Below are 21,153 nucleotides of genomic sequence, written 5' to 3' on the forward strand. Positions count from 1 at the left end.
GGCACCGACCGGATGCTCGTCAACTCGGCCGCCGACTGGGGCCGCAGCGACCCCCTCAAGACCCGCAAGACCGCCGACGCGATGCTCACCGCCGGCTTCGACGACAACGCTGTCGACCAGGTTGTGTGGCGCAACCCCGTGGCCTTCTACGGCCAGAGCGGCCGCCTCGACCTCGAAGACATCAAGGCCGACGACACGGCCCTCTTCGAGGGCAACTCGGTCAAACGCGGCGGAGCGTGACCCTGCCGTGCGCCTCCGACACCCCGACGGCACCACCGTCCACCTCGCCTACTGCAGCAACGTCCACCAGGCCGAGGACCTCGACGGAGTGGTGGCCCAACTCGCCGCCTACGCCGAGCCGGTACGCGCATCCCTCGGCGCCGATCTCCTCGGCATCGGCCTGTGGCTGGCCCGCGACGTCGTCACCGAGCTGAGCGAACGGCCCGACGCCGTACGCCGATTGCGTGCCGAACTGACCGCGCGCGGCCTGGAGACGGTCACCCTCAACGCCTTCCCCTACGGCGGCTTCCACCGCGAGGTCGTCAAGAAGGACGTCTACCTGCCCGACTGGGCCGACCCCGCCCGGCTGCGCTACACCGTCGACTGCGCCCGGGTCCTGGCGGGCCTGTTGCCCGACGACGCCCGGCGCGGCAGCGTCTCGACCCTGCCGCTGGCCTGGCGGGCACCGTGGCCGACCGATGCCCGTGACGCCGCCCGCCGGGCCACGGACCAACTCGCCAGGCAGCTCGCGGAGGTGGAGCGCGAGACGGGGCGCACCATCCGGGTCGGCTTCGAACCCGAGCCCGGCTGCGTGGTCGAGAACACCGTCCAGGCCGCCCGGGAACTCGGGGGAGTGGACCCCGAGCGGCTCGGCATCTGCCTGGACACCTGCCACCTCGCCGTGCAGTTCGAGGAACCCGCCGCCGCGCTGCGCCGCCTCGCCGACGCCGGGCTTCCGGTCGTCAAGGTCCAGGCGTCCAGCGCCCTCCAGGCCGACGACCCCGCCGATCCCGAGGCGCGGCGCGCGCTCGCCCGGTTCGCCGAACCCCGGTTCCTGCACCAGACACGGACCGCACCCGGCGGCACGGTCACCGGCGTGGACGACCTCCCGGAGGCGCTGGCGGGCGGCCTGGCTCCCGACTCGCCCTGGCGGGTGCACTTCCACGCGCCCCTGCACGCCGAACCCGAGCCCCCGCTCAGCACCACGGCAACCGAACTCACCTCGGCTCTACGCGTGTTGCTCGGCGGACCGGAGGCGGTCTGCGACCACATCGAGGTCGAGACCTACACCTGGTCCGTGCTGCCCGAACACCTCCGCCCGCACGACCGCGAGGGCCTGGTCGCGGGCCTGGCCGCCGAACTGTCCTGGACCCGGGACCGGTTCGAGGAGCTCGGCCTGAAGCCCCACCTCGGTGTGAACCCCCACTCACGCAAGGAGCCCGTCTCATGACCCGACTGGTCGTCCTCGACATCGTCGGCCTCACCTCCCGCCTGCTCCGCCACATGCCCGCCGTCTCGGCCGTCGCCGAACAGGGCTTCCAGGCCCGCCTCAACACCGTTCTCCCCGCCGTGACCTGCTCCGTGCAGTCCACCCTCCTCACCGGCGCCCCGCCCTCCGAGCACGGCATCGTCGGCAACGGCTGGTACTTCCGCGACCTCGGCGAAGTCTTCCTCTGGCGCCAGCACAACGCCCTCGTCGGCGGCGAGAAGATCTGGCACACCGCACGCAGGACCCAGCCCGACTACAAGGTCGCCAACGTCTGCTGGTGGTACGCCATGGGCGCCGACGTCGACCTCACCGTCACCCCGCGCCCGATCTACTACTCCGACGGCCGCAAGGAACCCGACTGCTACACCTGGCCGCCCGCCCTCCACGACGAACTCACCGGCAGACTCGGCGAGTTCCCCCTGTTCACCTACTGGGGCCCGAACGCCGGCCTGCCCTCCAGCCAGTGGATCCTCGCCGCCGCCCGCCAGATCTTCGACGAGCACCGCCCCGACCTGACCCTGGTCTACGTCCCGCACCTGGACTACGAACCCCAGCGCTCCGGCCCCGGCTCCCCGCAGACCGCCCGCGAGGCACGCCGCCTCGACGACGCCCTGCGCCCCCTGCTGGAGCACTTCGAGCGCGAGGGCGCCACGGTCGTCATCCTGAGCGAGTACGGCATCGCCCCCGCCTCCCGCCCCGTCGACATCAACCGCGCCCTGCGCCGGGCCGGACTCCTCGACGTCTACACGCAGGACGGCATGGAGTACCTCGACCCCTGGACCTCCCGCGCCTTCGCCGTCGCCGACCACCAGATCGCCCACGTCTACGTCCGCGACCCCGCCGACACGGAGGAAGTCGCGAAAATCGTCAGCCAACTCACCGGAGTGGACCAGGTGTTGGACGCCGAGGGCAAGGCGGCCCACGGCCTCGACCACGAACGCTCCGGTGAACTGGTCGCGGTGGCCGAGTCCGACGCCTGGTTCACGTACTACTACTGGCTCGACGACGACCGGGCCCCCGACTTCGCCCGCCAGGTCGAGATCCACCGCAAGCCCGGCTACGACCCCGCCGAACTCCTCTACGACCCCACCGTCCCCGCGGTGAAGGCCCGTGCCATCGGCCAGGTCGCCCGCAAGAAGGCCGGACTGCGCTACCGCATCCAGACCGTCCCCCTGGACCCCTCCGGCGTCCGCGGCAGCCACGGCCGCCTCCCGGACGACCCGCAGGACAGCCCCGTACTGCTGTGCTCACGGCCCGAGCCCGCGCGCGACGAGATCGACGCGACCGACGTCAAGGACCTCCTCCTCACGCTCGCCGGCCTCACCACCGACTGACCGACCGACCAACTGCCCACCGGAGCCCCCCCACATGAACGCCACCCCTCCGCCGCTGCCCACCCGGCGGCCCCTCCTCGACCCCGCCGCCGAATACGGGCGCTGGATCGAGGAACGCCCCCTCGCCCGGATCAGTCTCTGGGGCGACATCCACCCCTGGCTCGTCACCCGGCACGAGGACGCCCGCGCCGTCCTCAGCGACCCCCGGTTCAGCTCGCAGAACACCCGGCCGGGCTTCCCCGGCCTCCAGCCGACACCCCCGCCGCCCACCCCCGGCCAGCTGTTCGCCATGGACCCGCCGGACCACACCCGGCTGCGGCGCATGCTCATCCCCGAGTTCACCTTCCGCCGCGTCGAGCAACTCCGGCCCGCCATCAGGAACATCACCACCGAACTCCTCGACGGCCTCACCAAGCAGGAGCAACCGGCGGACCTCGTCGAGCACTTCACCCTCCCGCTGCCCCTCCTCGTCATCTGTGAACTGCTCGGAGTGCCGTACACGGACCGCGAGTTCATCAACCGGCACGCCGCCGCGTTCGCTACCGTCACCGCCGGGCCGGAGGCCATGCGAGCCGGCTGGGGAGCGCTCTTCGGCTACCTCCAGGAACTCCTCGCCGCCAAGTCGCGCGAACCCGGCGACGACCTCATGAGCAAGCTCGCCACCGAGCGGGTCGCCACCGGCGAGGCCACCCCCGCGGAAGCGGCCGGGATGCTCGTCCAGCTCCTCATCGCCGGGCACGAGACGACCGCGAGCATGCTCTCCCTCGGCGTCGTCGCCCTGCTGCGCCACCCCGAGCAGCTGGCCGCGCTGCGCGCCGACGAAGAACTCGTGCCGGGTGCGGTGGAGGAGCTGCTGCGCTATCTGACCGTCGTCCACATCGGGATGCGGCGCATCGCCACGGAGGACGTCGAGGTCGGCGGTGTCGCCATCAGGGCCGGTGAGGGGGTGGTCGTCGCCTTGCAGGCCGCCAACCGGGATCCCTCGGTCTTCGCCGATCCGGACAGGCTGGACATCACCCGGGATGCCGGACAGCACCTGGCCTTCGGTCACGGTCTCCACCATTGCCTGGGGCAGTCCCTGGCCCGGGCCGAGCTTCAGATCGCCCTGCCGATGCTGTTCGAGAGGCTTCCGGGGCTGCGGTTGGCGGGGGCGGAGGTGGAGGAGTACGCGTTTGAGGGGCGTGCGATTCATGGGGTGGAGGAGTTGCCGGTGGCTTGGTAGGGGGTGGCCAGCCACGTAGTTCGTCGTCTGCGGCAGCGTCGTGGCTGGTCGCGCAGTTCCCCGCGCCCCTGACGGGGCGCTACACCACTGTGTCTGTTCGATGGTGCCGGAAGGCTGGGAAGAGCAGGAACAGGGCGAGTGCTGCCGTGACGGTCAGCAGGCCGCCGGCGACGACCGCCCCGGTCGCGCCGACGGCGGCGCCTGCCATGCCGTGTGCCAGGTCGCCCAGCCTCGGCCCGCCTGCCGCCACCACCGTGTCGATGCCCTGGAGCCGGCCCCGCATCCCGTCCGGCACCGCCGATTGCAGGACGGTCCGGCGGAACACGCCCAGCGTGAGCAGCGCGGCGCCCGCCAGGAGCAGCCAGGCACATGCCATGACCAGCGAGCCGGACAGGCCGAACCCCGCGATGGCGAGGCCCCACACGCCCACCGAGGCCGCGATCGCGAGGCCGTGGCGGCGCAGGCCCGTGAAGGCCCCGGAGAACAGGCCGGCCAGCACACCGCCCGCCGACGCGGCGGCGTAGAGCACTCCGATGTCCGACGGCTGGAACCGTTCGGCGGCCAGTTGCGGGAAGAGTGCCGTGGGCAGGCCCAGGAAGAGGGCGGCGAAGTCGGCGAGGTACACCACCCGCAGCACCTGGCGCCGGGCCACGAACCGGAAGCCGTCCGCGATCTCCCGGACGCCTGCTCGCTTCCGGGGCCCTCCACCGTCGGGCGGCAGCGGAGGCAGTCGCCACACCGCCCACACCGTCGCGCCGACGGCGACCGCGTCCGCCAGATAGAGCGTCGGCGCGCCCACGACCGGCAGCAGCACCGAGGCCAGCAGCGGCCCCGCGATCCCGGCGGACAGGACGACCGTCGACTGGAGCGCGTTGGCGGCCGTCAGCGACTCGGGCGGCACCAGACGCGGCACGACCGCCCGCCCCACCGCCGCGTTGGCACCGAACAACGCCTGCTGCACCGCGATCAACGCCAGCAGCAGACCGACGGACCGAGGATTCGCCCACAACAGCAACGACGTCACACCGATTCCGGCCGTGGTCACGAGCAGCACCCGCCGCCGGTCCCGTACGTCGGCCAGCGCACCGCCCCACAGGGCCGCCGCGGCCATCGGTACGAACCCCACCAACCCGGCCAGCCCGACGTACGCCGACGACTCGGTGAACCCGTACAGCTGCAACGGCACGACGACCGCCGTGAACTGAGCCCCGAGCCCGGTCACGATCCCGGCCGCCCACAGCCGCCTGAACGCGCCCACCCGCAACGGCCGTACGTCGACCAGCATCCACGCCCCCTCGTCCCATCGCCTCAGGACGTCGATGCTGGGGGTTCACCATGGGGGAAGGTCAACAAACGGCTCCTCAGGAGCAGCCGGCGCTCACTCCTTGATCCAGGACAGGCCGTCCGGGGTCACGCCGAGGCCGTCGGGGTCGGTCGGGGCGGGGTCGTCGAGGGGGCCGCCGTAGAGGGCCTGCTCCTGGAGGTCGTTGCCGGTGCGGAAGGTCTCGCCGACGACCGGGGCGGCCAGCAGCGGATTGACCCGCCCGTCGGAGCCCGCCAACTGCCCGATTGCGCCGTCGAGTTGCGCTGCCGAGGTGTGCCAGTCCGCACGGACCACCGCCGTGTCCCGGGAGACCAGCCCGCCCGCCAGTTCGGCGAACGCGGCGGCCTCGCCGAGGTCCACCTTGGTGATCTTCTTCGCCGACCAGAAGTACGAGTCCTCGTTGCGCTCCATGTCGTAGAAGGAGATGAGGAAGTCGTAGAAGACGCGGTACTCGCGCCGGTAGCGGGCCTCGAACTCGGCGAAACCGCGCTCCTCGGGCACGCTGCCGTCCAGCGCCGAGTTGACCGAGCGGGCGGCCAGCAGGGCGCCGTAGGTGGCCAGATGGACGCCGGAGGACAGCACCGGGTCGACGAAGCACGCGGCGTCACCGACCAGCGCCATGCCCGGCGTCCAGAAGGACTTCTTCCAGTACGACCAGTCCTTGCGCACCCGCACCTGGTCGTACGGCGCCTCGGTCGCCTCCGGAACGCCCGCCACCATCCGGCTCACCTCGGGGGACGCCGCGATCATCTCCCGCCACGCGGCCCGCGCGTCACGCTGGACGGCCGGAGTGTGCTCGGGGGAGATCACCGCGCCGACGCTCGTCAGGTCGTCCCGCAGCGGGATGTACCAGAGCCAGCCCGCGTCGAACGCGGCACAGAAGATGTTGCCGCGGTTCGGCTCGGGCAGCCGGGCCCCGCCCGCGAAGTAGCCGAACACGGCGAGGTTGCGGAAGAAGTCGGAGTAGACGCGGCTCCCGCCGACCCCGGCGTGCAGCCGGCTGGTGTTGCCGGAAGCGTCGATGACGTAACGGGCGTACGCCGTACGGGCGTTGCCGTCGGCGTCGGTGTACTCGACGCCCCGCACCCGCTCGTCGTCGGCGACGACCCGGCGCACCGGACTGCCCTCGCATACCTCGGCACCGGCCCGCTCGGCACCCCGCAGCAGGATCTCGTCGAACCGCGAACGCTCCACCTGGAAGGCCGTCGCGGTCGGTTCGGGCACGCGCGGGGTCATGGCGAAGGAGAACTGCCAGGGCTCCGGGTCACGGCCCCAGCGCAGCGTGCCGCCGCGCTTGAGGGTGAACCCGGCCCGCTGCACCTCGTCGGCGACGCCGAGGATGCGGCACAGCCCGTGCACCGTGGCGGGCAGCAGCGACTCACCGATCTGGTAGCGCGGGAACGTCTCCCGCTCCAGCAGCAGGACCCGGTGTCCGCGCTTGGCCACGACGGTCGCGGCGGTCGAGCCGGCGGGCCCACCGCCGACCACGATCAGGTCGTACTCCTGGGTCATACGGCAACTCCTGTTCCTGCGGTGCGTGGTGCGTCGTACATGTGTGATGTCGGTCGTTCACCCCGTCAGCCAGGCGCGCATCGCCGCGGCCGTGGTGTCGGCGTCGTGGTGGACGAGGGAGTAGTGGTCGCCGGGGACCTCGGCGCTGTCGTGCGGCAGCGGCCAGCGGGCGAGCCAGTCCCCGTCCGGGTCGATGCGGAGCATCTCCGCAGTCGGCCTGCCCCGGACCAACAGGGTGGGGACCGGGGACGGTTCGGGTTCCCAGTTCTCCAGCACGCGCGCGTAGCCGCCGCCGGCGATCAGCAGCGAGTCGTCGAACTCGGCGACGACATCGTCCGGGAGCCCGGCCCCGGCGGTCATCAGGGCCAGCGCCCGCTCGTCGTCCCGGCGCAGCACGCCCGCGTGCGCGTCGAGCAGGATCAGCCCCGCCGGCGGCCTCCCCGACCGCGCGAGGTTACGTGCCACGGCGTGCGCGATCGCGCCCCCGGCGCAGTAGCCGACCAGGACCACCGGCCGGTCCTCCGACAGGGCCCGCACGGTGTCGGCGTGCGTCCGCACCAGCGTGGCCGCACTGTCCGGCACGGCCCGCCGCTCGCCGAAACCGGGCTGCTCCAGCAGGAACAGATCGCGCTCGCCGTCGAACTGCTTGGCCAGCCCGCTGGGCACGCGGTGGTATGGCGTGAGGTAGTCGGGAATGTACGCCAGCGCGGTGCCCGCACCCTGCGCCAGCCGCACCGGGCCGACGGCGTACCGGCCGCGGTCGGCGGCGCCGAAGGACGGGAGCGCGTGGGACGCCAGGAAGCGGAGCCCCATCGCCTCCAAGGGCCCACGCTCGCGCAGGACTTGGTGGTACAGCGGCCCGAAACGGTACGACGACGGCTCCTCCGCGCCACGTCCGGCCGTCTCTGCCGAGGTCGCTTCCCCTGCCCCGGGGAGGACTTCGCTCAGGGCGCCGTGGAGGTGCGCGGCCAGCTCGGGCAGCGTCGGATGGTCGTACACGATCGAGGAGGCCAGCCGCACCCGCGTGAACGCGCTGAGCCGGTTGCGGAGTTGCACCGCCATCAGCGAGTCGAAGCCGAGCTCCCTGAACTCGCGGTCGACGGGGAGTTCCACGTCATCGAAGCCCAGCAGCAGGGCGACTTCGGCCCGGATCAGCTCGACCAGCACGGCTTTCCGCTCCGGCACCGGAACCGTCGCGAGCCGCTCCCGCCAGGCACCGGGCGCCTGCGGGGCGGCGGCACTCGGGGCGGGGGCCGCACGCTTCGGCACCAGGTCCGTGAGAACCGGCGGGGTGACCGGTCCGCCAAGGGCCTTCAGGTTCAGCGGGATCGGCACGAGCACCGGCTCCGGGGTCCGCAGCGCCCGGTCGAGCAGGAGGATGCCCTCTTCCTCGCCGACCGGCAGGACACCGCCGTCGCCGAGCAGGGGCGCCGGGACCTGGGCCGCCATGCCGTCCTCGTCGGAGGTGGTCCAGGGGCCCCAGGCCAGAGCCTGCGCGGGCAGGCCCCGGGCGGTGCGGTGCCGGGCGAGCGCGTCCAGAAAGCCGTTGGCGGCGGCGTAGTTGGCCTGCCCGGGCCGGCCCAGCACGCCCGCGGCCGAGGAGTACAGCACGAACGCCGACAGCCCCAACTCCTTGGTGGCCTCATGCAGATGCCAGGCCCCGTCCGCCTTCGGCGCGAGCACACGCGCCAGCCGCTCCGGCGTCAGACCGTCCACGACACCGTCGTCCACGACCCCGGCGAGATGGAACACCGCGGTCAGCGACTCCCGGCAGGACGCGACCAGCGCGTCCACGGCCGCACGGTCGCTCACCTCGCAGGCCACCACCCTTACGTCCGCGTCGAGTTCGGCGGCCCAGACGGGCGTACGGCCACTGCGGCCGGCCAGCACCAGATGCCGTACCCCGCGCTCGGCCACGAGGTACCGGGCGAGGCTCGCGCCGAGGGCTCCGGTGCCGCCCGTGATGAGCACGGTGCCCTCGGGGTCGAGGGCGGGCGCCGCCCCCGAACCGGCGGGCTCCACCGCGCTCAGCCGGGGCGCGAGGACGCCGTCCTGGAGGGCGACCTGCGGTTCGCCGGTGCGGAGCGCGGCCTCCAGGTCCGCGGGGGACGCGGGGCCGCCACGCCGGTCGACCAGCACGATCCGGCCGGGATGCTCGGACTGGGCGCTGCGGAGGAGTCCGGCGACCGCTGCCTCGGCCGGGTCGGGGTCGTCTCCGGTGGCGTTGTCGGTGAGGACCAGGAGCCGTCCCGGGCGGGCGTCGGCGACCCAGTCCCGTACGGCCGCGAGAGTGGTGGTGAGCAGCGCGCGCGTACGGTCGGGCAGGTCGGTGTCCCCGCCGTTGCCCGCCAGGTCGAGCAGTTCGTGCCGCGTGTCGACGTCACCGCGCGCCGCCGCAGGACGCCATGCCAGGCCATACAACTCGGCCTGGACGGCGGGCCGTTGGGCGGGCAGGACGCGCGTCACCAGCGACTCGACCGTGGCGATCGGGCGTCCGGCGGCGTCCGTGAGGGCGACCCGGATCTCGTCCGGGCCCAGCCGCTCCAGCGTGGCCCGGGCGGCGGTGGCGCCGGGGGCGTGGACCGTCAGACCGGCGCAGGTGAGCGGGACGCGGGCCTCGCCGGGGCCCTCGGCCAGGAGCGCGGCGTGCAGCGCGGCGTCGAGGAGCGCGGGGTGGAGGGTGTACGAGGCCGCTGTCGCCGCTTCCCGGGGCGGCAGGGCCAGTTCGGCGAACAGGGACGTCCCGCGGCGCCACAGCGCGGTCACCGCGCGGAAGGCCGGTCCGTAGTGGTGGCCGTGCTCGGCGAGGCGTTCGTAGTCGACCGGGAGCCGCTCGGCACCGGCGGGCGGCCACACCTGGGGAGGTGCGGCGGCTGCCGCACTCGCCGGGGCGACGGTCGCCGTGGCGTGCCGTGTCCACGCCTCGCCCGCCCGGGCCCAGACGGTCACCGGCCGGTGCCCCGCCTCGTCCGGACCGTCGGTGACGACCTGGACGTGCACCGGCTCCGACTCCGGCAGGACCAACGGCTCCCGGAAGGACAGCTCGGTCAGCCGGACGGGGCCGGACGTCCCGGCCGCGTGACAGGCCAGCTCGGCGAAGGCCGTCGCGGGTACCAGGACCCGGCCGCCGATCGCATGGTCGGCGAGCCAGGACGGACGTACGGCGGACAGCACCCCGGAGTGCCGTACCGCGGGCCCGTCGGCGTCCGGCCGCGGCTCGCCCAGCAGCGGATGACCGGCCGGACCGGAGTGACGTACCGCGTCCAGCCAGTAGCGCTGCCGCTGGAACGGGTACGTGGGCAGCGGGCGGCGACGGGCACCGCTGTCCGCGTACACCGACCGCCAGTCGACCGGGACGCCGTGCACATGCAGCGCGGCCAGCCCCTTCAGCGCACGCGCGTCGGCGAACGGCGTGAACACCGCGCCCGCGTCCGGCGCGACACAGCCCTCGGCCGCCACAGTGAGCGCGGCGGCGGGACCGGCCTCGACGAACGCCGTCACGCCCGCGTCCGCCAGCCACTTCACCGCGTCGGCGAACCGGACGGTCTCCCGCACCTGCCGTACCCAGTAGTCGGCGGTGGCGAGCGCGTCGGGCTCGGGACGGCCGGTCACCGTGGACACCACGGGTACGGACGGGCGCTGGTAGGTCACGGTCTCGGCGACCGCGCGGAACTCCGCGAGCATCGGGTCGAGGAGCGGCGAGTGGAAGGCGTGACTCACCCGCAGCCGGGTGCTCCGGCCGCCGAGCGAGGCGGCGAGTGCGGTCACCGCGTCCTCGTCGCCGGACACCACGACCGACGTCGGCCCGTTGACGGCGGCGATGGCGATCCGACCGGGCACTTCCCCGAGCCGACGCGCCACCTCCGCCTCCGGCGCCCGCACCGCGATCATCGCGCCACCGGCGGGCAGCGCCGCCATCAGCCGGCCCCTCGCGGCCACCAGCCGCACCGCGTCGCCGAGCGAGAACACCCCGGCGAGGTATGCGGCCGTCAGCTCGCCGATGGAGTGGCCGACCAGGTAGTCCGGCCGTACGCCCCAGTCCGCGAGCAGCGTGTGCAGGGCGACCTCGTAGGCGAACAGCGCGGGTTGGGCGTAGTCCGTGCGGTGCAGCAGGTCGCTGTGGGGATCGTCGATCACCTCCCGCAGCGGCCGGTCCAGCAACGGCCCGAACCACTCGCACACTTCGGAGAAGGCGGCGTCGAACACCGGGAAGGCGGCGGAGAGTTCGCGGCCCATCCCCGTCCGCTGGGTGCCCTGACCGGCACAGAGCAGCGCCAGCTTGGGCGTGCCCCGCACGGTGTTCCTCAGCAGCGCCGGGCTCTCCTCGCCATCCGCCAACAGCCGTAGCCCGTCCAGCAGTTCAGAGACGTCGGAGCCCATCACCGCGGCGCGGCGCGGCAGGGGTGCCCTGGTCGTCGCGAGCGAGTACGCGATGTCCAGCGCGGCATCGTCGGACGCGTCGGCCGGAGCCGTTGTGAGCGCTGTCGTGAGCGACTTCGCGAGCGCTGTCGCGAGCGTCTCGGCGTGCGCCCGAAGCCCCGCCTCGTCGCCACCGCTCACCAGCCAGGACGTCACCGGCAGCCGACGCACAGCCCCCACCCCGCCGTCCGCCTCCGACGGCTCCTCGATGATCACATGCGCGTTGGTGCCGCCGATGCCGAAGGACGAGACCGCCGCCCGGCGCGGCCGGTCGCGCTCCGGCCACGGCCGGGCCCGGTCGAGGAGCCGCACCGCCCCCGTGGACCAGTCCACATGCGGCGACGGGTGCTCCGCGTACAACGAACGGGGCAGTTCGCCATGGTGCATCGACTCGATCATCTTGATCACCCCGGCCACCCCGGCGGCGGCCTGTGTGTGCCCGAGGTTCGACTTGACCGAGCCCAGCCACAGCGGATCGGCCGGGTCGCGGTCCTGCCCATAGGCGGCCAGGACCGCGCCCGCCTCGATGGGGTCGCCGAGCGCGGTGCCCGTGCCGTGTCCCTCGACGACGTCGACGTTGGCGGGGCCCAAGCCCGCGTCAGCCAGGGCGAGTTGGATCAGTTCGCGCTGCGCCTCCCCGTTGGGGGCGGTCAGGCCGTTGGACGCGCCGTCGGAGTTCACCGCGGAGCCGCGCAGCACGGCGAGCACCGGATGGCCGTTGCGCCGGGCGTCCGACAGCTTCTCCAGGAGCACCAGGCCAACGCCCTCACCCCAGGCGGTGCCGTCCGCGCCGTCCGCGAACGACCGGCAGCGGCCGTCCGCCGACAGTCCCCGCTGCCGGCTGAACGCGATGAACGGCTGCGGGCTCGACAGCACCGTGACCCCACCGGCCAGCGCGAGCGTGCACTCGCCCGCGCGCAGCGCCCTCGCCGCCAGGTCCATCGCGACCAGCGACGACGAACAGGCCGTGTCGACGGTCATGGTCGGGCCGCGCAGGCCCAGGACGTACGAGATCCGGCCCGAGGCCACACTGCCCGACGACCCGATGCCGATGTGCGACTCCAGCTCGTGCGGCGACAGCCCGGTGCCGTACCCGGCGTGCATCAGGCCGACGTACACCCCGGTGCTGGAGCCGCGCAGCGACGGCGCGGGGATGCCGGCGCGTTCCAGCGTCTCCCAGGCGACCTCGAGGAGCAGCCGGTGCTGGGGGTCGGTGGCCAGGGCCTCGCGCGGGGAGATGCCGAAGAACAGCGGGTCGAAGCCGGCCACGTCGTCCAGGAATCCGCCGCGGCGGGTGTACGTCGTGCCGAGCCGGTCGGGGTCGGGGTGGTGGAGCGCGTCGAGGTCCCAGCCGCGGTCGGCGGGGAAGTCGCCGGTGGCGTCCACGCCGTCGGAGACCAGTCGCCACAGGTCCTCGGGGGAGTTCACGCCGCCCGGGTAGCGGCAGCCGACGGCCACGATCGCCACCGGTTCGGCGTCCGGGCCGCGCGTCGGCGCGGAAGTCCCCGTAGCTGTCCCCGGAACGGGCGTTTCAGCGGGCGTGGCGCCGCTCATCCTGATGTCCAGGTAGGCGGCGACCGCGGCCGGGGTCGGATGGTCCCAGACCAGGGTCGCCGGCAGCCGCAGTCCGGTGCGCAGGCTGAGCCGGTGCCACAGGGTCATGGCGCCCAGCGAGGTCAGGCCGAGATCGGCGAACGCGGTGCCGGGATCGGCCGCCGTGCCCAGGATCGTCTCGGCCTGCGCGCACACCAACTCCCGCAGCTCGGCCCGCCGTTCACCGGCCGTGAGACCGGCCAGCCGCTCCAGATCCGGTGCCGGCGGTCGTTCGGTGAGCGTCTCGCGCAGTACCGCGCGTCGGGGTTTGCCCGCCGCGGTGCGTGGGACGGCCGGTGTGAACAGGACCTCCTCGGGCACCTTGTGCGCCGACAGCACCTCGGCGCAGCCCCGCAGCAGGGCGGCGGTGTCCAGGGACTGCTCGGCCGGCACCACGAACGCCACCGGGACCTCGCCGAGCAGCGGATGGGCCCGTGCCACCACGGCCGCGTCCAGTACCCCGGGCATGCCGCGCAGCACCCGCTCGACCTCGGCCGGGTCGACGTTCTCGCCCCCGCGCACGATCCGGTCGCCGAGCCGGCCGGTGACGGTCAGACAGCCGCCCTCGCCGAACCGGCCCAGGTCACCCGTGCGGTACCACCCGTCGCGCACGGCGTCCGCGCTCGCCTCGGGCCGATTGTGGTAACCGAGCATGACACCGGGCCCGCGCACCCAGATCTCGCCCTCGCGACCCTCACCACCCTCGCCGCCCACGGCGTCCGACCCGCTGTCGGGGTCGACCAGCCGAACCTCCATGCCGGGCAAGGGAGTTCCGCTGCCGCCACGTGGCCCGTCCAGCGCCTCCATCGCGATCTTGCCGCAGGTCTCGGTGGAGCCGTAGCCGTCGAGGAGCGGCGCCCCGAACTCCCGCTCCACCTCCGCCCGCAGCTCCGCGTCGCTCGGCGCACCCGCGGTCACGCACACCCGTAGCGAGGGCACCGCGTCCAGTCCGGTGTCCAGCAGCTGCCGGAAGGTGAGCGGCACTCCGCCCAGCACGGTCGGCTCGAACTCACCGATCAGGGCCGCGAGTCGGACCGGGTCCGGAGACGCGGTGATCCTGGCACTCGCCCCGGCCACGATCGTGCCCAGCACGCACAGGGAGTGAGCGTAGGTGTGGGCCAGGGGGAGGGGCCAGAGCACGCGGTCCGTGTCGGTGAGCCCAAGCCGCGGCAGATAGCAGGCGAACGAGGACCAGAGCGCCGACCGCTGACTGGACACGGCCGCGGTGGGCATCCCTGAGGTGCCGGAGGTGTAGAGCAGCCAGGCGGGTTCATCGAGCCCGAGATCGTCACGGGGAGCGGCGGAGCCGGAGCCACCGGCGGAGCCACGGGCAGCGCGGGCGCCGTCGGTCACCGACCCGCCCCCGCCTCCACCCCCACCCACAAGATCCTCAAGATGCGAGGCCCCCTCCGGAACCTCACCCTCCCCGACCACCACCAACCGCACCGACCGCCCCGCGACCATCCCCGCGATCCTCGGCAGCCGCCGCTGATCGGTGACCACCACGGCCGGATCGCAGTCGGCCAGCAGCTGCGCGAGCTCGGTGTGGGTGGCGCGCGGCGGCAGGGGCACTCCGATCGCGGCGGCACGGACGGTGGCGAGCAGTCCCTCGACCAGCTCCACTCCGTTGTCCAGGCAGAACGCCACCCGGGTGCCGCGCTCGACCCCGAGTCCGGCCGCCAACCGGGCGGTACGACGGTCCAGTTCGGCCCAGCTCACTCCGCGCCGGTCGTCGGCGAACGCGAGCTTGCTGCCGTACCGCTCGGCGTTCCGCGCGAGCAGCTCCGGCACCGGTCGAACCCTGATCGCCTCCGCCACACCCATCGGGCCTCCTGTCAGTGGGAGTCCGCACCGCGGCGGATCTTGAAGCAGCGTACGTCGAGCCGTCTCAACCATGACGGAAACCCGGCCAGTTGAGCGGCGAGCACCACCCGACGGCGACGCATATTGGTATGGACCTGTTCATGATCAGCCGCTAAGCTCGGCCGCGCCACACCTCTGAGAGCGCTCTCGGACTCTGCTGTTCCTGCTGTTCCACCCCCACTCCAATGGAACGACGAAGGACAACCTCCATGAGACGCACCAGATTCACGCATGCCACCCTGGCCGTCCTGCTCACCCTCGGCGCCGGCCTCGCCGCGGGCACCACCTCGGCCTCCGCCTCCGCTCCCTCCGCCCCCACCTCGGCCGACGACGCCACCGCGAAGGCCCCCGCCTCCGCCGGTCTCCTCACCGCCATGCAACGCGACCTGCACCTCACGAAGACCGAGGCCGAGCAGCGGCTCGCCGCCGAGACGCGGGCCACCGCCCTGGAGCCCAAGGCCCGCCGCGCCGCCGGGAGTTCCTTCGGCGGCACCTGGTTCGACGCCACCGCCGGGAAGCTGACCGTCGGCCTCACCCCGGACGCGACCCCGGCCACCCTCCGGGACGTGAAGGCCACGGGCGCCACCGTCCGTACCGTCGCGCACAGCGCCCGCCAACTCGCCGCCACCCAGGCGCGGCTCGACGAACTCGACGCACCGGCGGGCGTCAGCAGCTGGCACATCGACCCCGAGGCCGGCACGGTCGTCGTCAACGTCATCAAGAGCGAGCAAGCCGACAACGATGTCCGCGCGTTCGTGACCCGAGCCCATCGCGCGGGCCCCGTCACCGTCCGGCACGTCGCCTCCGCACCCCGGACCTTCGCCGCCGGAACCGTCGGCGGCGACCCCTACTACACCGGCAACGTCCGCTGCTCCATAGGCTTCTCGGTGTACGGCGGGTTCATCACCGCCGGGCACTGCGACCAGCACACCGGCAGCGTCTACGGCTGGGACGGCAGCTACATCGGCAACTTCCAGGGCTCGTCCTTCCCCGGCGACGACTACGCCTGGGTCAACGTCGGCAGCGGCTGGTGGACCGTACCGGTCGTGCTCGGCTGGGGCACCGTCTCCGACCAGCTGGTGCGCGGCTCCAACGTGGCCCCCGTCGGCTCCTCGATCTGTCGCTCGGGCTCGACCACCCACTGGCACTGCGGCACGGTCCTCGCGATGAACGAGACCGTCAACTACAGCCAGGGCTCCGTCTATCAGATGACCAAGACCAGCGTCTGCGCCGAAGGCGGCGACTCCGGCGGCTCGTTCATCAGCGGCGACCAGGCCCAGGGCGTCACGTCCGGCGGCTGGGGCAACTGCACCAGCGGGGGCGAGACCTGGTTCCAGCCGGTCAACGAGATCCTCAATCGGTACGGCCTCACCTTGCACACCGCCTGAGCCCGTGCGGGCCCGACCGCGCTCGGCCGGGCCCACACGCGTCACGTACGGGTCATCCGTTCGGCATCCGCGTGCCGTCGCAACGGGCGCCTGGAGCGGGGGAGTCGGGGACCCGCGTCCGCCGGGGACTCGGTCGCCGCGAGATGCCGTTGCAGATCGAGATGGCGGAACTGGTGGACCGCTCCCGCCTGCCGCAGCACACCGTGTCGTGCGTGGGCGTCGACGAGGAAGGCCGTCAGGTCCCGGGGGAGGCGGCGGCGCAGGGCCAGATGGTGGCGGGCGAGGACGTGGTACCACCAGGCGTTGTGACTGAGTGCCGCGGCGAGGCCGACGGTGACGCCGTAGGCCAGGCCCCGGTCGAGGATGTGCAGCGGGCCCATCGTGATCGCGTGCCCGTCCGCGGTCCCGCGCCCCAGACCGTACGAGAGCCCGCCCTGGACGAGTTGGTCGACGCCGTAGCAGACGCAGAACCCGGCACAGACCGCCAGGCCGACGACGAGCCAGAGGCGGCCGACGATCCCGCGGTCCTGTTCCAGGAGCGCGGCGGGTACAACCGGTGCGGTGAGGTCGGCCGGTTTTCCGGTGAGCCCGCGGGCGAGGCCGACGGCCAGCCCGAACGCGCAGCTGAACGCGGCCATGGTGCTCAGCGGATAGGAGGCCGCGCCGGTCAGGAGCGCCATGATCCGCAGCACGGCCCAGTGGGTGACGCCGATGGCGGCGCCGCTGGCGAGACCCGTGAAGAAGCCCCGCCAGTCCCAGGACCACCGTGTCCTGACGGTCGGCACGGCACCCGTCCGGTGCGCCGAGAGACTGCTCGCCCGGCCGCCCACGGCGCCCCCGGCCACCGCGTAGACCACGCCGGTGACCAGGGCACCGACCAGCGCGGCGCGCGGGCCGTAGGTGAGGCGGTACGAGAACCAGAGCGTGGTCCCGGCCAGCAGTCCGAGGGCGCACTTCGGCCAGTTCCAGTGCCAGTCCCGGGTCGCCGCGCCCGACTGCCGTACCGCCACCCTGCTGGACAGGGCGCCGACGATGCCGCCCGCGAAGCCGTAGGCGAGTCCGTTGGCGGTCGTGGTCGTCGGCCAGACGGCCTGCCCCGTGGCGAGCAGATGCGTGAGCCCCTCGGCGAGCCCTCCGGTCACCCCGGCGACCAGCCCGCAGCCGATGCCGCCCGCGACCCCTCCGGCCAGCCCCGCGACGATCGCGGCGGGCGGTCCGGTCAGCCAACCGGAGTCCAGGTCGCCGAGGAGTGCGGTGAGCCGGCCCGCCCCGGTCGCGGAGAGCCAGGCCACGGCGCCGAGGACGACCCCGGTCACCGTCTGGGCGACCCGGGTCGGCAGGGCGCGGCGCAGCTGCCACCAGGCGAGGTCGGTCGTGCCGCGCAGGCGCCGGGCCAGATAGCGCAGGGTGCGTTCGGCCTGCTCGGGGGTCCAGCGGCAGGGGTGGGACGGGTGCGGCCGGTAGGCGGCGGGCACGTAGGCGTCGAAGAGGTGGGTCCGTACGGCGGTGGGGTCGGGGAAGCGGGCCCGGTCGCACAGGTCCGCCGGGTCGGGGAGACCGCCCGCTCCTTCTCCCGGCCGGGGGTTGTAGACGGTCCGGGCCAGGAACAGCATCAGCGGTGTGGTCAGCGCCCGGGCCACGGGGGCGTCGGTGCCGAGCAGGCGCAGCACCGGCTCCCAGCGGGCGTCCGCGGTCTCCTGGCCGCCGGCGTCACGGCGCAGATAGACGGCGATGTCCGGTGCCTCCAGCGGCCGGAGCTCCACGGCCGCCGCCCCGCCGAGGCGGACGGGCACCCCGTCGGAAGGGGTCAGCGTGGCCGCGTACTCCTCTGCTCTGCTGGACAGCACGAGCGGATGGCCGGGCGGCAGGCCGGAGTTGACGGCGTCCAGCGCCCGGGCACGGAACCGTTCGGGGATCTCGTCGAACCCGTCGAGGATCGGCAGGATCAGCCGGTGCTCCAGGAGCAGCCGCGCCCGGCCGACCCGCCCGGTGTCATCCGTGGGCGCCGCGTCCGGGTCGCCGAGTCCGCTGTAGTCGCGCGCGAGTTGCTCCGCCAGCCAGGACTCCAGTGGCTGCTCGACGGGGTTCCAGGAGGCCGGCGAGAACAGCACCGGTACCGGGCCGCCAGGCGGGCGGTCGGCGAGCAGGGCCAGCAGCAGCCGGACCAGCAGTATGGTCTTGCCGCTGCCCGGGCCGCCCAGCACAACGAGCCGCCGCGTCGGCACCCGCCGGAGGAACACCTCGGTGATCTCCCCGCCCGTTCCGGCCAGTTCGGCGGGTCCGCCGCATGACGGACTCGCCTGTGCACCGGGCCAGTTGGCGGCCGTCTCCCGCAGCAGCTCCCACGGCTCGCCGAACCGGGCGTCGGCCGCCCGCCAGGAAACCGGCAGCGGATAGGGGTCGTTGAGCCGCCGCACCCCGGCCTCGGCCTCCCACTGCCGCCGTACGGCGAGCGCCAGCCGGTCCGCGACCGCCGCCGGGCCGTCACCGTCCGCCGGGTCGCGCCGGTCGGCCCGGAAGGTCGCCCACGACAGATACGTACCGCCCAGCGACGGCAGCAGCGCGGCCACCGTCTCGGCCATCCGCAGCTCGAAGCGGAGGGAAACCCACACCGCCGCAGCCATGCCGCCGAGCGACAGCAGGAGATAGAGCAGACCGACCCGTCGCGTCCGCCGACCAGTTCCCATGGCCCGGATTCTCCGGGCGCGGGACGGCCGTATCCGCAGGAAACCGGGTGTGGCCCCACGGACGAGTGACAGTCAGGCCCGTGGGGGTGCCGTGCTCTCCCTCACCACCAGGCGGGTCGGGACCAGATCCGTGCCGGGGCGGGTGCCGCCCGGCTCGCGGATCTGCTGGAGCGCCTTCTGCACACACCGGTGCCCCACCTCGGCGAAGTCCTGGTGGACGGTGGTCAGCGGTGGCACGAAGTACGCGGCCTCGGGGATGTCGTCGAAGCCGACCACGCTCACCTCCTCGGGCACCCGGACGCCCCGCTCGTGGAAGGCCCGCAGCAGGCCCAGTGCCATCTGGTCGTTGGCCGCGAACACCGCCGTGCACCCGGGTTCCGCGGCGAGGGCGAGCCCGGCGGCGTAGCCGGACTCCGCCGACCAGTCCCCGCGCAGCGGCTCCGGCACCGCGCGCCCCTCCTCCTCAAGCACCGCACGCCAGGCCTGGGTTCGCCGCTGCCCGGCGAAGGACTCCTCGGGTCCCGCCAGATGCCATACGGTGCGATGGCCCAGGTCGAGCAGATGGCGTACGGCCTTCCTGGTGCCGTCGGCCTGGTCGGTGTCGACCACGGTGTAGCGGTCGCCCGCGTCGGAGTCCACGACCACGACATGGACCCCGGGCGGGAGTTGGACGCTCCCCGTGTCGAGGAGATGGACCTCCATGATGACGACGACCGCGTCGACGGCCAGTTCGCCCATGCGCGTGAAGGCGCCGAGCACGTTGTCCTGCGTCGGCACGTCGATGGGGATCAGGGTGATGGCGTAGCCCTCGGCGGCGGCGTGCGTGGCGATCGCCTCGACCGTACGGCTGTTGCCCGTCGAGGCGAGGCTGAAGAGGATCACACCGATGGTGTTGAACTGGCCGTAACGCAGCGCCCGCGCCGCGCTGTTGGGCCGGTAGCCCAGCTCCCGCATCGCCGCGAGGACCTGCTCCCGGGTCGCATCGATCACGCCGGGATGGCCGTTGGAGACCCGCGAGACCGTCTGGGACGACACACCCGCGAGCTTGGCGACATCGGCCATGGACACCCGCTGCTTGCGGCGCCCGCCGGGCACGTCGGAACCGCCTCGCTCCACCATGGGCGCCTCCTGTGGCCTGTGCTCGGACTCGTGTGACGCAACGGATGTTACGTGTGGGAAACCTTGACGGCACTGAGGGTGGATGCCACGATTCCGGCGCCGTCATGTTTACGTAAACATGCTGTCGCTCCGGAAGGGTACGTCGATGCGCAAGACCCCTGTCAGCACCCGCCTCACCCCCCGACTGCGCGCCGCTCTGGCGACGGTCGCGATCGCCGCCGTCACCGGCGCGACCCTGGCGGGCAGCCCGGCCTCGGCCGCCCCGAGCACCGACACCACCCAGTTCAAGGGCGTCAACTGGGCCGACCCGCGCGACAACTTCGCCGACGACCTGCTCCAGCTCTCCGGCCTGTCGACCACGGACACCTACCGCGAGACGTACACCAAGTCGAGCCGGATCATCGCGGCGTTCCGCGCCAACCTCGGCGCCAACACCGTGCGGCTGCCGATCAACCCGTACACGGTCAACGGCGCGTACTGGAAGTCGTACCGCGGAGTCATCGACGCGGCGACCGCGCAGGGCTTCAAGGTCATCGTGTCCTACTGGGAGGGCACCGGTGACCGCAAGGACGGCTACATCGACGACACCGCCACCTACTGGCCCATGTGGGACACCGTGGTGAAGGCGTACAAGAACAACTCGAAGGTCTACTTCGAGCCGATGAACGAGCCCCACGGATACACCGACACCGAGTGGGCCGACATAGCGGCGAAGTGGCTCGACACCTACGCGAAGGTGCCGCGCAACCGCGTCTTCGTCAGCGGCGCCGGCTACAACGACCATGTCACCTCGGTCTGCGCCGACCCGCGACTCAAGGGCACCTACCTGTCGCTGCACCACTACGGGTTCTGGAAGTCGTACGCCACCTACGACGAGTGGGTCGCCGACCTGAAGGTGCGCATCGGCGACTGCGCGAACCGGACCGTCGCGGACGAGTTCGGCGCCCCGATGACGACCGGCCTGAACTACAACGTGCCGACCCCGGACGACAACTACGTCAACTTCATCCAGGCCGTCACGGACACCTTCCGCGAGCTGAAGATGGGCTCGGTGTACTGGCCGGGCCTGCGGACGGACGACATCTACTCGATCCAGAAGCTGACCGGCGACGCTGCCAAGCCCTGGCTGACCACCACCAACCAGTCCGGCGCGGACCGGCTCGCCTGGGCCTGGGGCCGCGGCAAGCCCGTACAGGGCTGATC

Annotated in this window: 10 protein-coding genes and 1 pseudogene; 6 read left to right on the forward strand and 5 right to left on the reverse strand. The window is 73.0% G+C overall.

Going from position 1 to position 21,153, the window contains the following annotated elements; translation table 11 throughout:
- The 4 genes and pseudogenes from ABZ928_RS20800 to ABZ928_RS20815 form a co-directional block, all read left to right on the forward strand.
- A pseudogene (locus tag ABZ928_RS20800) lies at positions 1 to 240 on the forward strand (hydrolase TatD); the annotation flags it as partial.
- Positions 241 to 247: 7 nt separating this feature from the next.
- A complete protein-coding gene (eboE, locus tag ABZ928_RS20805) occupies positions 248 to 1,450 on the forward strand; it encodes a metabolite traffic protein EboE (protein WP_361520769.1) in 1,203 nt (400 codons plus the stop codon).
- A complete protein-coding gene (locus ABZ928_RS20810) occupies positions 1,447 to 2,823 on the forward strand; it encodes a nucleotide pyrophosphatase/phosphodiesterase family protein (protein ID WP_361520772.1) in 1,377 nt (458 codons plus the stop codon). The genes eboE and ABZ928_RS20810 overlap by 4 nt, the downstream gene beginning before the upstream one ends.
- Positions 2,824 to 2,857: 34 nt before the next feature.
- Positions 2,858 to 4,045: a cytochrome P450 gene (locus ABZ928_RS20815; protein WP_361520775.1), complete on the forward strand. Its 1,188-nt coding sequence runs from the start codon at positions 2,858 to 2,860 to the stop codon at positions 4,043 to 4,045.
- A gap of 79 nt (positions 4,046 to 4,124) precedes the next feature.
- Here the strand turns inward: ABZ928_RS20815 and ABZ928_RS20820 are convergent, their stop codons facing one another.
- The 3 genes from ABZ928_RS20820 to ABZ928_RS20830 form a co-directional block, all read right to left on the reverse strand.
- On the reverse strand, positions 4,125 to 5,330 hold the full coding sequence (locus ABZ928_RS20820) for an MFS transporter (protein ID WP_361520777.1): 1,206 nt from the start codon (positions 5,328 to 5,330) through the stop codon (positions 4,125 to 4,127).
- A gap of 93 nt (positions 5,331 to 5,423) precedes the next feature.
- Positions 5,424 to 6,881, reverse strand: a complete 1,458-nt coding sequence (locus ABZ928_RS20825) for a tryptophan 7-halogenase (RefSeq protein ID WP_361520780.1) — start codon at positions 6,879 to 6,881, stop codon at positions 5,424 to 5,426.
- A 57-nt stretch (positions 6,882 to 6,938) separates the two neighbouring features.
- Complete coding sequence (locus ABZ928_RS20830) at positions 6,939 to 14,717, reverse strand: type I polyketide synthase (RefSeq protein WP_361520783.1); 7,779 nt, start codon at positions 14,715 to 14,717, stop codon at positions 6,939 to 6,941.
- A 248-nt stretch (positions 14,718 to 14,965) separates the two neighbouring features.
- Here ABZ928_RS20830 and ABZ928_RS20835 point away from each other — a divergent pair, with 248 nt between their 5' ends.
- Positions 14,966 to 16,144, forward strand: coding sequence for a S1 family peptidase (locus tag ABZ928_RS20835; RefSeq protein ID WP_361520785.1), 1,179 nt, complete (start codon positions 14,966 to 14,968; stop codon positions 16,142 to 16,144).
- 41 nt (positions 16,145 to 16,185) lie between these two features.
- On the opposite strand, the gene ABZ928_RS20840 is transcribed toward ABZ928_RS20835, so the two are convergent.
- On the reverse strand, positions 16,186 to 18,831 hold the full coding sequence (locus ABZ928_RS20840) for an NACHT domain-containing protein (protein ID WP_361520788.1): 2,646 nt from the start codon (positions 18,829 to 18,831) through the stop codon (positions 16,186 to 16,188).
- A 72-nt stretch (positions 18,832 to 18,903) separates the two neighbouring features.
- Positions 18,904 to 19,950, reverse strand: coding sequence for a LacI family DNA-binding transcriptional regulator (locus ABZ928_RS20845; protein ID WP_361520791.1), 1,047 nt, complete (start codon positions 19,948 to 19,950; stop codon positions 18,904 to 18,906).
- A gap of 145 nt (positions 19,951 to 20,095) precedes the next feature.
- Here ABZ928_RS20845 and ABZ928_RS20850 point away from each other — a divergent pair, with 145 nt between their 5' ends.
- Complete coding sequence (locus ABZ928_RS20850; protein WP_361520794.1) at positions 20,096 to 21,151, forward strand: cellulase family glycosylhydrolase; 1,056 nt, start codon at positions 20,096 to 20,098, stop codon at positions 21,149 to 21,151.
- The last annotated feature ends 2 nt before the right edge of the window (positions 21,152 to 21,153 follow it).

The sequence above is a fragment of the Streptomyces sp. NPDC046909 genome (assembly GCF_040644695.1).
Taxonomy (GTDB): domain Bacteria; phylum Actinomycetota; class Actinomycetes; order Streptomycetales; family Streptomycetaceae; genus Streptomyces.

What these genes read in the sequence shown, in the direction of transcription:
- ABZ928_RS20810 (WP_361520772.1), top strand. Translation starts at nt 1,447, where the DNA reads ATGACCCGACTGGTCGTCCTCGACATCGTCGGCCTCACCTCCCGCCTG.
- ABZ928_RS20850 (WP_361520794.1), top strand. Translation starts at nt 20,096, where the DNA reads ATGCGCAAGACCCCTGTCAGCACCCGCCTCACCCCCCGACTGCGCGCC.
- ABZ928_RS20840 (WP_361520788.1), bottom strand. Translation starts at nt 18,831, where the DNA reads ATGGGAACTGGTCGGCGGACGCGACGGGTCGGTCTGCTCTATCTCCTG.
- ABZ928_RS20825 (WP_361520780.1), bottom strand. Translation starts at nt 6,881, where the DNA reads ATGACCCAGGAGTACGACCTGATCGTGGTCGGCGGTGGGCCCGCCGGC.
- ABZ928_RS20845 (WP_361520791.1), bottom strand. Translation starts at nt 19,950, where the DNA reads ATGGTGGAGCGAGGCGGTTCCGACGTGCCCGGCGGGCGCCGCAAGCAG.
- ABZ928_RS20820 (WP_361520777.1), bottom strand. Translation starts at nt 5,330, where the DNA reads ATGCTGGTCGACGTACGGCCGTTGCGGGTGGGCGCGTTCAGGCGGCTG.
- ABZ928_RS20835 (WP_361520785.1), top strand. Translation starts at nt 14,966, where the DNA reads ATGAGACGCACCAGATTCACGCATGCCACCCTGGCCGTCCTGCTCACC.
- ABZ928_RS20815 (WP_361520775.1), top strand. Translation starts at nt 2,858, where the DNA reads ATGAACGCCACCCCTCCGCCGCTGCCCACCCGGCGGCCCCTCCTCGAC.
- ABZ928_RS20830 (WP_361520783.1), bottom strand. Translation starts at nt 14,717, where the DNA reads ATGGGTGTGGCGGAGGCGATCAGGGTTCGACCGGTGCCGGAGCTGCTC.